Genomic DNA, 14993 nt, shown 5'->3' with positions numbered 1-14993 from the left:
CGCTAGCGTAACCGGGGTGAAGGCAATCCGCAGATTTACCGTCAGAACCGTCCTCCCCGAGAAGATCGCACCGCTCGGCAAACTCGCGGGCAATCTGCGCTGGTCGTGGCATCTGCCGACCTCGCGCCTGTTCGAGGAGATCGACCGCGCGGCCTGGGAGGAGAGCGGCCATGATCCGGTGTCCTTCCTCGGCTCCGTGACCCGCGAGAAGCTCGAGCAGCTCGCCGATGACGAGACGCTGGTGCAGCGCATCCAGGAGGTGGGCGCCGACCTCGACGACTACCTGACGCAACCGCGCTGGTACCAGGGGCTCGGCGAGGACGCTCCCCGCAGCATCGCCTACTTCTCCCCCGAGTACGGCATCGCCGCGGTCCTCCCCCAGTACTCCGGCGGCCTCGGCATCCTGGCGGGCGACCACCTGAAGTCCGCGTCCGACCTCGGCATCCCCCTCATCGGCGTCGGCCTGCTCTACCAGTCCGGCTACTTCAAGCAGTCCCTCTCGCAGGACGCCTGGCAGCAGGAGACCTACCCCGTCCTCGACCCGGACGGCCTGCCCCTGACCCTGCTCCGCGAGCAGGACGGCTCGGCCGCGAAGGTGGTGCTGCCGCTGCCCAACGGCCGCCAGCTCTCCGCGCACATCTGGCGTGCCGACGTCGGCCGCGTCCCCCTGCTGCTCCTCGACTCCAACGTCCCGGGCAACGACGAGGCGGCGCGGAACGTGACCGACCGGCTGTACGGCGGTGGTGGCGACCAGCGGCTGCAGCAGGAGCTGCTCCTCGGTATGGGTGGCGTGAAGGCGCTGCGCATCTTCGAGCGGCTCACCGGCACGCCGGCCCCCGAGGTGTTCCACACCAACGAGGGCCACGCCGGCTTCCTCGGCATCGAGCGCATCCGCGAACTCATGGACCCGTCCAACGAGACGCCCATGAGCTGGGAGGAGGCGCTCACGGCCGGCCGGGCCTCCACCGTCTTCACCACCCACACCCCGGTGCCGGCAGGTATCGACCGGTTCGACCGCGCGCAGATCGAGCACTTCTTCCACGCCGGCCTCGCGCCGGCCGTGCCCACGGACCGCGTCCTCGCCCTCGGCGCCGAGAACTACGAGGACGGCGACCGCTCGAAGTTCAACATGGCCGTGATGGGCCTGCGCCTCGCCCAGCGTGCCAATGGTGTGGCGAAGCTGCACGGCGAGGTGTCGCGTGGCATGTTCTCGGGACTCTGGCCGGGGTTCGACACCCAGGAGGTGCCCATCACGTCGGTGACCAACGGCGTGCACGTACCGAGCTGGGTCGACCCGCAGATCGCGGACTTCGCCCGCACCACCTTCGGCGCCGAGTCCGTCCTCGACCCGCAGTGGAACAGGGTATACGACGTCCCGGATACCGACATCTGGGCGCTGCGCCGCAGCCTCCGCTCCAACCTGGTCGACGACGTGCGCCAGCGCCTGCGCTCCTCGTGGAAGAAGCGCGGCGCGGCCGACGCCGCACTGAAGTGGACCGATTCGGTGCTCGACCCGGACGTCCTCACGATCGGCTTCGCGCGCCGCGTGCCGACCTACAAGCGCCTCACGCTCATGCTGCGTGACCCGGCCCGCCTGAAGGCCCTGCTCCTGCACCCGGAGCATCCCATCCAGCTCGTGATCGCCGGGAAGTCGCACCCGGCGGACGAACAGGGCAAGCGGATGATCCAGGACCTGGTCCGTTTCACCGACGACCCCGAGGTCCGCCACCGGATCGTGTTCCTGCCCAACTACGACATCGCGATGGCCCGCACCCTGTTCCCCGGCTGCGACGTCTGGTTGAACAACCCGCTGCGGCCGCTGGAGGCCTGCGGCACCTCGGGCATGAAGGCCGCCATCAACGGCGGCCTCAACCTGTCCGTGCTGGACGGCTGGTGGGACGAGATGTACGACGGCGACAACGGCTGGGCGATCCCGACGGCCAACAACGGGGCCTCCGCCGACGAGCGGGACGACATCGAGGCGTCCGCACTGTACGACCTCCTGGAGACGCAGGTCGCTCCGCGCTTCTACTCGCAGGTGCCCGCCGAGGGCGCCGGGGCCGCCGGTCCGTCGGAGCCCTCGCGTGACGGCGTGCCGCACCAGTGGATCGCGATGATCAAGCACACCATGGCGACCCTCGGCCCCGCCGTGTCGGCCGAGCGCATGCTGCAGGACTACGTGGAGAAGCTGTACCGCCCGGCCTGGCGCGCCGGCCACGCCGCAGCGGTGGACGGCTACTCGCTCGCGAAGAGGACCGCCGCGTGGCGTTCCCGCGTGCAGGGCAGCTGGCCTGCCGTCCAGGTGGAACACGTCGATTCCAGCGGCGTCACGGAGGACCCGCAGATCGGTGACTCGCTGACGGTCGATGCCTATGTGTCCCTCGGAGGGCTCGACCCGGACGACGTCGCCGTCGAGGTGGCCTACGGCCGCGCCCTCGAGACCGACGAGCTGAGCGATGTCACGGTCCAGGACCTGGAGGTCGCCGAGAACCTCGGCAGCGGCCGCTACCTGTTCAGGGGCGGCATCAGGATCGACCACTCCGGCTCCTTCGGCTACACGGTGCGCGTGCTGCCGAAGCACACGACCCTCGCCACCAAGGCGGAGCTAGGGCTCGTCGTCAACGCCTGACCGCCGACCGTCTCCGGGCGGGGCAGAGCACGACGGAGCCCGGGACCGGATGGTCCCGGGCTCCGTCGTTCCCTGCTCCGGCCCGTCGCGCGTGGCGGGACCCGCCGTCGTTCCCTGTTCCCGGGGGCGCGTGTCTCCCCTCGACACGCCTCCCGTCGGCCACACCGATCGGGAGAAGGAGGAACGACGACGCGCGCGGCGTCAGCAGTGGTAGATGCGCACCGAGTCAGCGGTGACGGTGTCGGCGTCGCCCGACCACAGCCGCATGCTGGCGGGGGCCGGCTCGCGGGAGGCGGAGTCGAAGACCGGGCTGAACCAGCGGGGCTGCTCCTGTTCGATGCCCTGCCCCTGCAGGATCCACGCCGAGGGCAGGTGGATACGGGTGTCCTGGAGCGATCCGTTGATCACGACGAGCCCGTTGACCGTCCCGCCGGCCGAGCCGAGGATCAGCTGCACGGTCCTGGTCCGCGGATCCTCCCACTCGTGCGTGGTCATCGGGAGCCCGGCGGCGTTGAACCACAGCAGGGTCGACTGGTCGCTGCGGGACGGGAAGGACGGCGGCTGCTGCGCCAGGAACGCCCGGCGGATGGCCAGCAGGGTGCGGGTCGATCCGAGCAGGCGCCGGGACGCGGCGTCGTCGGGCCAGTGCACCCAGGCGAGCTCGTTGTCCTGGCAGTAGGCGTTGTTGTTCCCGCCCTGGGTGCGCCCGAACTCGTCGCCGGCCGTGAGCATCGGGACGCCCAGCGAGATGAGCAGCGACGCCATGATGTTGCGCGCCGTGCGCTCGCGGGCCGCGAGGATCGCCTCGTCCTCCGTGCGGCCCTCCGCCCCGTGGTTGTAACTGCGGTTGTCGTTGTGGCCGTCGCGGTTGCCCTCGCCGTTGGCCTCGTTGTGCTTGCGCTCGTACGCCGTCAGGTCCGCGAGTGTGAACCCGTCGTGGGCGGTCACGAGGTTGACGGAGGCCAGGGCGCTGCGACCGGAGTGTGCGAAGGTGTCCGCCGAGCCGGCGAGGCAGCCGGCCAGGCGGGCGGGCGAGGACCCGGTGCCGCCGTTGGTCAGGGAGGCGATATCGCGGAGCCAGAAGTCGCGGACCGTGTCGCGGAAGCCGTCGTTCCAGTCGGCCCAGCCCACGGGGAACCGTCCGGTCTGCCAGCCGTTCGGGCCGATGTCCCACGGCTCCGAGATGAGCTTCGTGCCGCGGAGCGCCTTGGAGGCCCCGGCCGCGACCAGGAAGGGATGCCTCGGGGTGAAGTCGTTGTGCTCGTCGCGGGACAGCGTGACGGCGAGGTCGAACCGGAACCCGTCGATCTGGCACTCCTCCACCCAGTAGCGCAGCGAGTCCAGCGCGAACTCGACGACCCGGGGCTGGGAGAAGTCCAGGCTGTTGCCGCAGCCGGTCGTGTCCACATAGTGCCCGGCGTGGTCGTGCCGGTAGTAGTCGAGATCGCCCAGCCCACGCCAGCAGAGGGCCGGCCGGTGCTGCTCACCCTCCGCCGTGTGGTTGTACACGACGTCGAGGATCACCTCGAGACCGGCCTCGTGGAGCGCGCGGACCATGCCCTTGAACTCGTCGAGCACCGCGGCGGGGCCCGCGGCCCGTGCGGCGGCCGTCGCGTAGCCGGTGTGCGCCGAGAAGAACCCGAGGGTGTTGTAGCCCCAGTAGTTGGCGAGGCCCAGCGGTTCGAGGTGCGGCTCGTCGAGGTGGAAGTGGATGGGCAGGAGCTCGACGGCGGTCACCCCGAGGTCGCGCAGGTAGTCGACCATGGCCGGGTGCCCCAGCCCCGCATACGTGCCCCGCAGCTCCTCGGGGATGTCCGGGTGGAGCTTCGTGAGCCCCTTGACGTGGGCCTCGTAGATGACGGTGTCCCGCCACGGGGTGTGGGGCCGCTCGCTCGCCCCCCAGTCGAAGGCGTGCTCCAGGAACACGGAGTAGTAGGAGCGCGAGGTCGGCTCGTCCGCACCGGGCGGTGTGTCGACGACCTCGATCGCACGGGAGTACGGGTCGAGCAGCAGTTGCGCCTCGCCGACCCTCCCCGGCAGCTCCTTGCCGGTGGGCCAGAAGGCGTACAGGGACCCTGGGGACACGGGGCCCACGACGCCGTGGTGGACGCCGCCGTCGAGCCCTACCAGCGTCTCCGAGGTCCAGGACCCGTCGGCGCGGCGCCAATGCATGTCGATGGACGGGATGGCCGGGGCCCATACCGCGGCGTTGGCGTGCGCCTCCCGCCCCCGCGCCCCGGTGATGGCGTGGAGCCCCAGCGGGAACTCTCGCGAGGGGCGCGGAAGCGGGGCGGGATTCACCATCGGCGGTCAGGCAGAGCGCTGGCGGGAGACCTCGTACAGCGTGATCCCCACCGCCATCGACGCATTGAGCGATTCCATGGCGGACTCGATCGGGATGGAGACGATCTGGTCGCAGTTCTCGCGCACCAGGCGCGAGAGGCCCTTGCCCTCCGAGCCGACGACGATGCAGATGGGGTCGCGGCCGAGGGAGAGCTCCGGGAGGGAGACGTCGCCGTCGCCGTCGAGCCCGAGGACGAAGATGCCCTTGGCCTTGAGGGACTTCAGCGCGGAGTTCAGGTTGCCGACGCGGGCGACGGGCACGCGGACGGCTGCACCGGCGCTGGTCTTCCAGGCCGACGCCGTCACGCCGACGGCGCGCCGCTCGGGAACGATCACGCCGTGGCTGCTGAAGGCCGACGCCGAACGGATGATGGCGCCGAGGTTGCGGGGGTCGGTGATGCCGTCCAGGGCGACGAAGAGCGGCGCGTTGCCGATGTGTCCGCGCCGGAACCGCTCGATGGTCTCGTCGACGAGGTCGAGCGCGTCGGCGTACTCGTAGGGCGGGATCTGCAGCATGAGGCCCTGGTGAACGGCGCCGTCGGTCATGCGGTCCAGCTCGGGCTTGCCGGTCTCCATGACGGGGATGCCGCGCTCGGCCGCCATCTTCAGGGACTCGCGGACGCGGTCGTCCATCTCGATGCGGATGGCGACGTGCAGCGCCTTCGCGGGGATGCCCGCGCGGAGCGCCTCGACCACCGAGTTGCGGCCCGTGACGACCTCCTCGGCCGCCTTGCCCTTCGTGCGACCGGTGCCGGCGCTCTTGCCGCCGGCCCGCTTCGCCGCGGAACGCTCGGCCAGCTCCTTGTTCTTGTACGACTTGTGGTACGGGCGGTCCTCCGCCTTGGGAGTGGGGCCCTTGCCCTCGAGCGACTTGCGGCCGTGTCCGCCGGTGCCGATGGTGGGGCCCTTTTTCGTTTTGCGAACCGCGCCTGGACGTCCGTGACTGGCCATGGAAGAACACCTTTATATAGAAGAAGAATCGACTCCAGTTTACGCGGAGCGCACCGACTGCCTCAGCACGCCCCGTCCCGGCGTCGTCCGGGCGTCGTCCGGGCGTCGTCCGGGCGAGGGCCGACGGCGTCGGGACGCCCCGGCTCAGTCCCCCGACAGCGACCAGGTGGCGCCGTCGGCAGAGTCCTCGAGCGTGATCCCCGCGGCGGCCAGGGCGTCCCGGATGCCGTCCGCCCTCGCCCAGTCCCGGGCACTGCGGGCAGCGCTCCGTTCGGCGATGCGGTCACCGACGAGAACGTCGAGGGCCGTGGCTGCCGCCGTGTCCCCGACCGTGACGGGGGCTCCGGCGTCGTCGAGCCCGAGCACACCGGTCATGGCCACGACGGCGGCGAGGTCGGCGCGCACGGCGTCGTCGTCGCCCTCCGCGAGGCGCGTGTTCCCGGAGCGCACCGCGGTGTGGAGCACCGCGAGGGCCTGGGGCACATTGAGATCGTCGTCCATCGCGTCCACGAAGGCCGTGGGGAGATCGGCCGACGTGGGCCTCCCCCGGTCCGGGGCGCCCACGCGGGCGGTTGCCTTCGCGATGAAGCCGTCGATGCGTGCCACGGCGGCGGCCGCCTCCTGCAGCGAGGTCTCGCGGTAGTCGAGCACCGAGCGGTAGTGCGCCTGGCCGAGGTAGTAGCGCACCACGCGGGGACCGGCGGCGTCGATCATCTCCTGCGGGCTCACGGTGTTGCCGATCGATTTCGACATCTTCTCGCCGCCGTAGGTGACCATCCCGTTGTGCATCCAGAAGCGGGCGAACGCGTGGCCCGCGGCCTGGGACTGCGCCATCTCGTTCTCGTGGTGGGGGAAGCGCAGGTCCAGTCCGCCGCCGTGGATGTCGAATTCCGTGCCGAGGTACCTGGTCACCATGCTCGAGCATTCGAGGTGCCAGCCGGGGCGGCCTGCACCCCACGGGCTCGCCCACGACGCCGTGGGCGGATCGGACTCCTTGGTGCCCTTCCACAGCGCGAAGTCACGCGGATCCTTCTTGCCGCGCGGGTCGGCGTCGGGCGCGGCCTGCATGTCGTCGATGTCCTGCCGCGTCAGGCTGCCGTAGGCGGACCAGGACCGGACGTCGAAGTAGACGTCGCCGGAGCCGTCCGGCGCCGGGTAGGCGTGGCCGCGGTCGATGAGGAGCTGGATGAGGGCGTGCATCTCCGGGATGTGTCCCGTGGCGCGCGGCTCGTAGGTGGGAGGCCGGACACCGAGCGCCGCGTAGGCCCGGTGGAACTCCTGCTCGAAGCGGAAGGCCAGGGCCCACCACGGTTCCTCCGGCCTCAGGGACGGGTCCTCGTCCGTGGCCCCCGGGCGGAAGGAGTCCTGCGACCGCGCGAGGATCTTGTCGTCGATGTCGGTGACGTTCCGGACGACGGTGACGCGCAGGCCGCGCGCTTCGAGCCAGCGCGTGAGCTGGTCGAAGGCGATGGCGGACCGGACGTGGCCCACGTGGGGCATGCCCTGCACGGTGGCGCCGCAGTAGTAGAGACTCGCCCTGCCCGGTTCGAGGGGTTCGAAGGGGCGCACTTCGGCGCGGGCGGTGTCATAGAATCGCAGGCTCACCGGTCCAGATTACCCGGCTGCGGGCGTCAGCCTTCCTGCACGGGAGGCGTCGCCCGGGCAGCCGACCGGACGACGACGGCGGTGGCGATGGCCGCGATGCCCTCGCCCCTGCCGGTGAGGCCCAGGCCGTCGGTGGTGGTGGCCGAGATGCTGACGGGTGCCTGCGCGGCATCGGACAGCACCGCTTCCGCTTCGGCCCGGCGCGGTCCGAACTTCGGTCGGTTGCCGATGAGCTGGACGGCGATGTTGCCGATGTCGAACCCCGCCTCCCGCACGATCCCAGCGGCGGCCGAGAGGAGGGTATGGCCCGAGGCCCCGGCATATTCGGGGCGGTCCGTGCCGAAATGCGTCCCGAGGTCGCCCACCCCGGCCGCCGAGAACAGGGCGTCGGCTGCCGCATGGGCCACCACATCGCCGTCGGAGTGTCCCGACAGTCCGCGCTCCCCCTCCCACAACAGACCGGCGAGCCAGAGCGGGGCGCTTTCCGGTCCGGCCTCGGGCTCGAAGGCATGGACGTCGACGCCGATCCCGGTGCGGGGAAGGTGGAGGTGCTCACTCAGGTACACGACTGCTCCTGCTGGTGGTGGGGGATGGGGTCCTGGTCGCCCGAACCCGGACGGGACCGGCCGGCGCTGCCCGCAGCCCTCTGTGCGAGGACTGCTTCGGCGATGACGAGATCGAGGGGTGTCGTGACCTTGAACGCCAGGGGATCCCCGTCCACCACGCGTACCGTGTGCCCCAGCGCTTCCATGAGCATGGCGTCGTCCGTGACGCCGGGGTGCGCTGCGGCGTCACCGGCATGGGCCGCGCGAAGAGTGCCTGCGTCGAAGCCCTGGGGTGTCTGCACGGCCCGCAGCGCGGCGCGATCGGGGGTGGCCATGACGAGGTCGCCGTCGACGACCTTGACCGTGTCCACCACCGGCAGGACCGGGATGACCGCCGGCGAGCCCTCGGCGACGGCAGCGGCGACGCGCCGGAAGACCGCAGGCGGCGTGAGGGCCCGCGCGGCGTCGTGGACCAGCACGACGCCGACCGTCGTCGGCAGGGCGTCGAGCCCGGCACGCACCGACGCCGTTCGTGTGGAGCCTCCCGTCACCGCCGAGATGCGGACCGGGGTGGGCGTCCCGGCGGTGTCGTCCACGCTCGGGGTGGCACCCCGACCGTCCGTCGCGTCTCCGGCACTGCCGTCGGCTGCACGTCCGGCTGCGCTCCGGGCTGCGGCCTCCGTGACGACGGCGACCAGGACGTCGTCGTCCTCCGGAAGCACCACGACGACGGCGGTCGCGACACCCGACCGGAGCACGGCCTCGACGGCATGGTCCAGAAGGGTGCGCCCACCGCACAGGACCCGGGCCTTGGGGATGCCCTGGCCGAGGCGTTGCCCGGAACCGGCGGCGACGATGACGATGCCGACCTCGACCGGGGTGGGGTACTGGGGATTCATCTCGGACACTCCGTCACCCTATGACAGCGCAACAAAAAAGAGGGACCCGGGGGTCCCTCTTTCATGATCGGCCCATCTCCTAGGAGGCGAGGACCTCGTCGAGAACGCTGGCAGCCTTCTCTTCGTCGGTCTTCTCCGCCAGTGCGAGCTCGGAGATCAGGATCTGCCGCGCCTTGGCGAGCATCCTCTTCTCACCGGCTGACAGCCCGCGGTCGTGATCGCGGCGCCAGAGGTCGCGGACCACCTCGGCAACCTTGATGACGTCGCCGGAGGCGAGCTTCTCGAGGTTCGCCTTGTAGCGGCGTGACCAGTTGGTCGGCTCCTCGGTGAACTCGGCCCGAAGGACGTCGAACACATGCTCGAGGCCCTCCTTGCCCACCACGTCGCGGACCCCTACGAGGTCGACGTTCTCTGCTGGTACTTCGATCGTCAGATCACCCTGGGCTACCTTGAGCTTGAGGTACATCTTCTCTTCGCCCTTGACGACACGCATCTTGATCTCTTCGATCTTCGCTGCGCCGTGGTGCGGGTAAACAACTGTTTCGCCGACCTCAAAAACCATGTGGACTTTCCCCTTTCCCGGGAATCAGTTTATCACGGCAACGACACGCCGACAGGCGCGTTTTCGCAGGTCAGGGGCTCGAATCAAGCGAAAGTGGCTATCATTCGCCTCTTGACGGACCGGGCTTTAGGTGCATCAGGCCCGGCCGGGCGACCGAAACCGACACCACGGTCGCCCGGTGTTGCCGATAGTCTGTCCTGTAGGTCCGCTCCGGATTACGTCCCTGTCCCACCTGTTCAACCCCAGGAGTTTGTGCTGTGAATTTTGCACCGAAGAACCGAGTGCGGCAGTCCGTTGCTGCCGGCGCCGTGCTGGTGATGCTGGGCGTGTCCGGCTGCACCTTCACCACGGAGCAGTCCACGACGACGCAGTACGCCGCCTCGGACGGCATCGTGAAGGACCTCGGACCGGTCCTGCTGCGCAACGTCCTGATCGTGGGCACCGAGGATGGGCGCACCGGCCGGCTTGTGGGCACCGTGTTCAACACGACCGACCAGCCCGCGGACCTGTCCATCCGGGCAGGCGGGGCTGAAACCAGCATCACCATCGACGGCGACGGCGAGTTCAGGTTCGAGGACGAAATGGAGGACGACGCCACCCTCGAGGGGTTGAGCGGACGTCCGGGCTCGCTGGTCGAGGTCGACTTCGAAACCGACGGCGAACAGGCGACCTTCGAGGTGCCGGTCCTGGACGGGACCCTCGAGGAATACCGCGACTTCGTCCCCGGTGGTTTCACGCCGCGTCCGAGCGAGCCCGAAGCGACCGAGGAAGCAGCCGAGGGCGAGTAGCCTCCAGCGTCCTGACTGCCCGCACCCGATCGATCGGGTGCGGGCAGTGTCATGTGCGGCAGGTCTCCGGGCCGTCGCTACGCCGGGGCGTAGCGACGGTTCCGTCCGGACCCTGGCTCAGGGCTCGAACTTGTAGCCGAGACCCCGCACCGTGATGAGGTAGCGGGGATTCGAGGGGTCGGGTTCCACCTTGCCGCGCAGCCGCTTCACGTGGACGTCCAGGGTCTTGGTGTCCCCCACATAGTCGGAACCCCAGACCCGATCGATCAGTTGGCCGCGGGTCAGGACCCTCCCCGAATTCCGGAGCAGCATCTCGAGCAGCTCGAACTCCTTCAGCGGGAGTGCCACCTGGTCGCCGTCGACACTCACGACGTGCCGTTCGATGTCCATGCGGACCGGACCGGCCTGGATGGTGTTCGAGATGAGTTCCTCGGGTTCGCCCTGGCGGCGCAGCACCGCACGCACGCGGGCCACGAGTTCGCGGGACGAGTACGGCTTGGTCACGTAGTCGTCGGCTCCGAGTTCCAGTCCCACCACCTTGTCGATCTCGGCGTCCTTCGCGGTCAGCATGATGACCGGGACACTGGAGCGCTGGCGGAGCTGCCGACAGACCTCGGTACCGGGCAGCCCCGGCAGCTGGAGGTCGAGCAGCACGAGATCGGCGCCCGAGCGGTCGAACTCGGTAATGGCATCGAGGCCGTTGTCCACGACGGACACCTCGTAGCCTTCCTTGCCGAGGAGATAGGACAGCGGGTCGCTGAACGACTCCTCGTCCTCAACGATCAGAATTCGGCTCAAGCCTTGACTCCCTGCTCGTGGGCAGCACTGCTGCCCTTCTTTCCTGGCTTCCGCTCCGCCGGCGAAGTGGCACCGCCGCTCGGAACGGAACTGCTTGATGCGGCGTCGTCGTCCGCTGTCCCCTCCATCTCGGGCAACCGGACAGTGAACGTACTGCCCTGACCGGGCTGGGACCACACGGTGACCTCGCCGCCGTGGTTGGACACCACGTGCTTGACGATGCTGAGGCCGAGGCCTGTGCCGCCGGTCTGGCGGGACCGCGCGGCGTCGATACGGTAGAAGCGCTCGAAGACACGTTCCTGTTCCTCGGGCGTGATGCCCACGCCCTGGTCCGTGACCGACACCTGCACGAGGCCGTCGCGGGACCGAAGACCGACGCCCACCCGGGTGCCCTCCGGCGAATAGCGGATGGCGTTGTCGATGAGGTTGCGGAAGGCCGTCATGAGCAGGTCACGGTCGCCGTGCACGGGGGCGGAGACCGACCCGCCGACCACGATGTCGATCTGCTTGCTCTCGGCGGGCAGCTTGTTGCGGTCCACCGCTTCGGCGACGACGGAGTTGATGTCCACAGGCTTGCCGCGGCGGACCACGTCGGTCCCTTGCAGACGGGAGAGTTCGATGATGTCCTGCACGAGTGCGGACAGCCGGCCGGACTCCTTGTGCATGCGCTGGGCGAACCGACGGACGGCGACCTCGTCCTCGGCGGCGTCGTCGATCGCCTCGGCGAGGAGGGAGATCGCCCCCACCGGCGTCTTCAGCTCGTGGGAGACGTTCGCGACGAAGTCGTTGCGGATCTCCTCGGTGCGGGTGAGCTCGGTGCGGTCGTCCGCCAGGATCAGGATGTACTCGGCGCCGAGGGCGGCGACGCGGACCTGCACAACGATCGTCCCCTGGCCGAGGGGGCCGCGCGGGAGCTCGAGTTGCTGCTGCTCGATCACGCCGTCGCGCCGGACGCGGGCCGTGAGTTCGAGGAGCTCGGAGTGGACCACGGTATGGCCGCGGACGAGGCCGAAGGCATAGGCCGCAGGACTGGCCCGGACGACGCCGTCGATCGCGTCCACGATCACGTACGCCCTGCCGATGATGGAGAGGACCTCCGCGGCGCCGTCGGGCAGGGAGGGCTCGTCCTCGTAGAGGAGCCGGAGCCGCTGTACCTCGCTCGCGCGGAACGCCGCCATGCCGGTCACGCCGAGGGCCAGGCCTACCAGCCCGGCCACGAGCGTCAGGAGAAGGGGGTCCACGGACCTAGCTTATGCGCTGGCATTTCAGGTCCAGCCCATGCGGTGGCATTAGGCAAGGGGTTCAACTAACGTTCACACAATGCGGAGAAACAGTTCACCGCTGGCTGGAAGGGTCGTCGGCAGAACTGTGGGAACGGTTCGATACGAAACTTCCAGGGAAGGACGCCCACGTGCGTAAGGTTTTTCAGGCCGAGCTCCACCAGATCGGCGAGGAGCTCATCGAGATCTCCCAGCTGGTGACCGAGGCCATCCAGAAGGCCAACAGTGCTTTCCAGGGCGCCGACACCGAGCTCGCACAGGAGGTGATCGCTGCCGATGCGCGGATCGACTTCCTCCAGAACTCCCTCGACGAGCGGGCCATCGACATCCTCGCGCTCCAGGGTCCTGTGGCATCCGATCTCCGGATGATCGTGGGCGCGCTGCGCATGAGCGCATCGCTCGAGCGCATGGGTGACCTCGCCCGCCACGTGGCCCAGCTCGCCCGGCTGCGTTTCCCCGCGAACGTGATCCCGGAAAGCATCCGCGCGACCTTCGACGAACTCGCCGAACTCGACGTGCAGATCGCGACGAAGGTCAAGGAGCTCCTCGAGACACGCAACCTCGATCTGAGCAATGAGATCGGTGCCGCCAACGCGCGTGTCAACGAACTGCACGCCAGCGTCTTCAAGGCGGTCGCGGCCGACGACTGGACCGAGAGCGCACCCACGACGGTGGACGTCACCCTCGCCAGCCGCTACTACGAGCGCTTCGCGGACCACGGCGTCTCGGTGGCCCGGAAGGTCACCTACCTCGTCACAGGGGAATGGCACCCCGCCGCTCCCCTGAACTGACTCTTCCCGGCTCGAACACAACGACGGCGGTCCCTGCAGGGACCGCCGTCGTTGTGTCGGTACTGGTGCTCTACTGGCGCCGGGGCCGGGCTGCTAGTGCTTGCCCTGGTTCGCGACGGCCTCGATCGCGGCGGCTGCGGCGTCGGCGTCGAGGTAGGTGCCACCTGCCTTGACGGGCTGGAGATCCTCGTCCAGCTCGTACACGAGGGGGATGCCCGTGGGGATGTTCAACGAGGCGATGTCCTTGTCGCTGATGCCGTCGAGGTGCTTGACGAGGGCCCGGAGCGAGTTGCCGTGGGCGGCGATGAGCACCGTCTTGCCGGCCCTGATGTCCACCGTGATGTCCGATTCCCAGTACGGCAGGAAGCGCTCGAGGACGTCCTTGAGGCATTCGGTGCGTGGGACGGCGTCGCCGAGATCGGCGTAGCGGGGATCGGCGGCCTGCGAGTACTCGCTGGCGTCGTCGAGCGGCGGCGGCGGAGTGTCGTAGGACCGGCGCCACTCCATGAACTGCTGCTCGCCGTACTCCGCGAGGGTCTGGGCCTTGTCCTTGCCCTGCAGGGCTCCGTAGTGGCGCTCGTTGAGCCGCCAGTTCCTCTTGACGTCGATCCAGCTGCGGTCAGCGGCCTCGAGGGCGAGGTTGGCGGTGATGATGGCGCGCTTCTGCCGGGACGTGTACACGATGTCGGGAAGGATGCCGGCTTCGGTCAGGAGGTGGCCGCCGCGGGTTGCTTCCTCGCGTCCCTTCTCGGTGAGGGCGACATCCACCCAGCCGGTGAAGAGGTTCTTCTCGTTCCATTCGCTCTGGCCATGGCGCAGCAGGATCAGTGTGTAGGTCATGCGTCCTAGTCTGCCGCATCGTGTTACGGCGGTCATGCCGGGGTGTCGTGTGACGGACGGCGGCGCGGGCCCGCGGCCTGTGAGCAGACCCGGGGAACCCCGCTCGACTCCTGTCGCCCGGAACGGCGGTCCTCCCGCGGTGCCCTAGTGTTGATGGGTGCCTTCGCGTCTTCGTCCCCCCAGGCCCCTGGGGGCCATCACCCGTGGCACCACCAACCCCAACCGCCTCCGCCGCGTCGATCGCTGGCTCGTCGGCTCCCACGGTTCGCGTCTGCGCCGGGCGGCCGATCCTCTCGTGGTCGACCTCGGTTACGGGGCAGCTCCCGTCACCGCCGTCGAACTGTTCACCCGCCTGCAGTCGGTGCGTGACGACGTCGAGGTGGTCGGCATCGAGATCGATCCTGCACGCGTAGCGGGGGCCGAGCCCCTGGCGCGTCCCGGACTCAGCTTCCGGCAGGGTGGGTTCGAGTTGCCGCTCGCCGGCCGGCGGCCCGTCGTCGTCCGCGCGTTCAACGTGCTGCGGCAATACGGTGAGGATGAATACGAGGCCTACTGGGACGAGGTGCGCGGGCGCCTGGCACCTGACGGCCTGCTCATCGATGGGACGTGCGACGAGATCGGGCGCCGCTCGACCTGGGCGGCTGTCGGGCCGGCGGGACCGGAGTCGCTGAGCATCTCCCTGCGGTTCGGCGCGTTCATGCTCCCGTCCGATGTCGCGGAGCGGCTGCCGAAGGCGCTGATCCACCGGAACGTGGAGGGCGAGCGGGTGCACGGGTACCTGCAGGCGCTGGACCGGGCCTGGCTCGATGCCGCGTCCCTCGCGTCCTTCGGGAACCAGCAGCGGTGGATGGCGACGTGTGCGGCGATGAAGGCTGCCGGCTGGCCCTTGCTGGACGGACCCTCGCGCTGGCGTCTGGGTGAGGTCACCGTGGCCTGGGGTGCGGTCGCTCCGGGCTAGTGGC

At 69.5% G+C, this 14993-nt stretch carries 13 protein-coding genes; 4 read left to right on the top strand and 9 right to left on the bottom strand.

The window, feature by feature from the left end:
* The first annotated feature begins 16 nt into the window (after positions 1 to 16).
* On the top strand, positions 17 to 2629 hold the full coding sequence (glgP, locus tag MWM45_RS02375) for an alpha-glucan family phosphorylase (protein WP_247827970.1): 2613 nt from the start codon (positions 17 to 19) through the stop codon (positions 2627 to 2629).
* 201 nt (positions 2630 to 2830) lie between these two features.
* Here glgP and glgX read toward each other — a convergent pair whose 3' ends face one another.
* The 6 genes from glgX to MWM45_RS02345 form a co-directional block, all read right to left on the bottom strand.
* Positions 2831 to 4933 carry a glycogen debranching protein GlgX gene (gene glgX / locus MWM45_RS02370; RefSeq protein WP_247827969.1) on the bottom strand — a complete coding sequence of 701 codons (2103 nt, stop codon included), beginning with the start codon at positions 4931 to 4933 and terminating at the stop codon, positions 2831 to 2833.
* Between the two features lie 6 nt (positions 4934 to 4939).
* Positions 4940 to 5923, bottom strand: coding sequence for a 23S rRNA (guanosine(2251)-2'-O)-methyltransferase RlmB (gene rlmB / locus MWM45_RS02365; RefSeq protein WP_043443340.1), 984 nt, complete (start codon positions 5921 to 5923; stop codon positions 4940 to 4942).
* A 144-nt stretch (positions 5924 to 6067) separates the two neighbouring features.
* Positions 6068 to 7528, bottom strand: coding sequence for a cysteine--tRNA ligase (gene cysS, locus MWM45_RS02360; protein ID WP_247827968.1), 1461 nt, complete (start codon positions 7526 to 7528; stop codon positions 6068 to 6070).
* A gap of 26 nt (positions 7529 to 7554) precedes the next feature.
* Positions 7555 to 8094 (bottom strand): 2-C-methyl-D-erythritol 2,4-cyclodiphosphate synthase, encoded by a 540-nt coding sequence (gene ispF / locus MWM45_RS02355; protein ID WP_247827967.1) that lies wholly within the window; start codon positions 8092 to 8094, stop codon positions 7555 to 7557.
* On the bottom strand, positions 8085 to 8972 hold the full coding sequence (locus MWM45_RS02350) for an IspD/TarI family cytidylyltransferase (RefSeq protein ID WP_247829107.1): 888 nt from the start codon (positions 8970 to 8972) through the stop codon (positions 8085 to 8087). Before MWM45_RS02350 ends, ispF begins: the two co-directional genes overlap by 10 nt.
* Before the next feature lie 79 nt (positions 8973 to 9051).
* Positions 9052 to 9534, bottom strand: coding sequence for a CarD family transcriptional regulator (locus tag MWM45_RS02345; RefSeq protein ID WP_043443336.1), 483 nt, complete (start codon positions 9532 to 9534; stop codon positions 9052 to 9054).
* A gap of 257 nt (positions 9535 to 9791) precedes the next feature.
* Here MWM45_RS02345 and MWM45_RS02340 point away from each other — a divergent pair, with 257 nt between their 5' ends.
* On the top strand, positions 9792 to 10322 hold the full coding sequence (locus tag MWM45_RS02340) for a hypothetical protein (RefSeq protein WP_247827966.1): 531 nt from the start codon (positions 9792 to 9794) through the stop codon (positions 10320 to 10322).
* Positions 10323 to 10439: 117 nt separating this feature from the next.
* Here the strand turns inward: MWM45_RS02340 and MWM45_RS02335 are convergent, their stop codons facing one another.
* Positions 10440 to 11120, bottom strand: coding sequence for a response regulator transcription factor (locus tag MWM45_RS02335; RefSeq protein WP_043443334.1), 681 nt, complete (start codon positions 11118 to 11120; stop codon positions 10440 to 10442).
* Positions 11117 to 12361, bottom strand: coding sequence for a sensor histidine kinase (locus tag MWM45_RS02330; RefSeq protein ID WP_247827965.1), 1245 nt, complete (start codon positions 12359 to 12361; stop codon positions 11117 to 11119). Before MWM45_RS02330 ends, MWM45_RS02335 begins: the two co-directional genes overlap by 4 nt.
* A 170-nt stretch (positions 12362 to 12531) precedes the next feature.
* Between MWM45_RS02330 and phoU the strand changes: the two genes are divergently transcribed.
* Positions 12532 to 13191: a phosphate signaling complex protein PhoU gene (phoU, locus tag MWM45_RS02325; RefSeq protein WP_247827964.1), complete on the top strand. Its 660-nt coding sequence runs from the start codon at positions 12532 to 12534 to the stop codon at positions 13189 to 13191.
* 93 nt (positions 13192 to 13284) lie between these two features.
* Here the strand turns inward: phoU and MWM45_RS02320 are convergent, their stop codons facing one another.
* Positions 13285 to 14031: a phosphoglyceromutase gene (locus MWM45_RS02320; RefSeq protein WP_247827963.1), complete on the bottom strand. Its 747-nt coding sequence runs from the start codon at positions 14029 to 14031 to the stop codon at positions 13285 to 13287.
* A 157-nt stretch (positions 14032 to 14188) separates the two neighbouring features.
* On the opposite strand from MWM45_RS02320, the gene MWM45_RS02315 reads away from it, so the two are divergent.
* Positions 14189 to 14989 (top strand): class I SAM-dependent methyltransferase, encoded by an 801-nt coding sequence (locus tag MWM45_RS02315; protein ID WP_247827962.1) that lies wholly within the window; start codon positions 14189 to 14191, stop codon positions 14987 to 14989.
* The last annotated feature ends 4 nt before the right edge of the window (positions 14990 to 14993 follow it).

The sequence above is a fragment of the Arthrobacter antioxidans genome, assembly GCF_023100725.1.
Taxonomy (GTDB): domain Bacteria; phylum Actinomycetota; class Actinomycetes; order Actinomycetales; family Micrococcaceae; genus Arthrobacter_D; species Arthrobacter_D antioxidans.
This window is presented reverse-complemented; position numbering and strand designations above follow the sequence as displayed.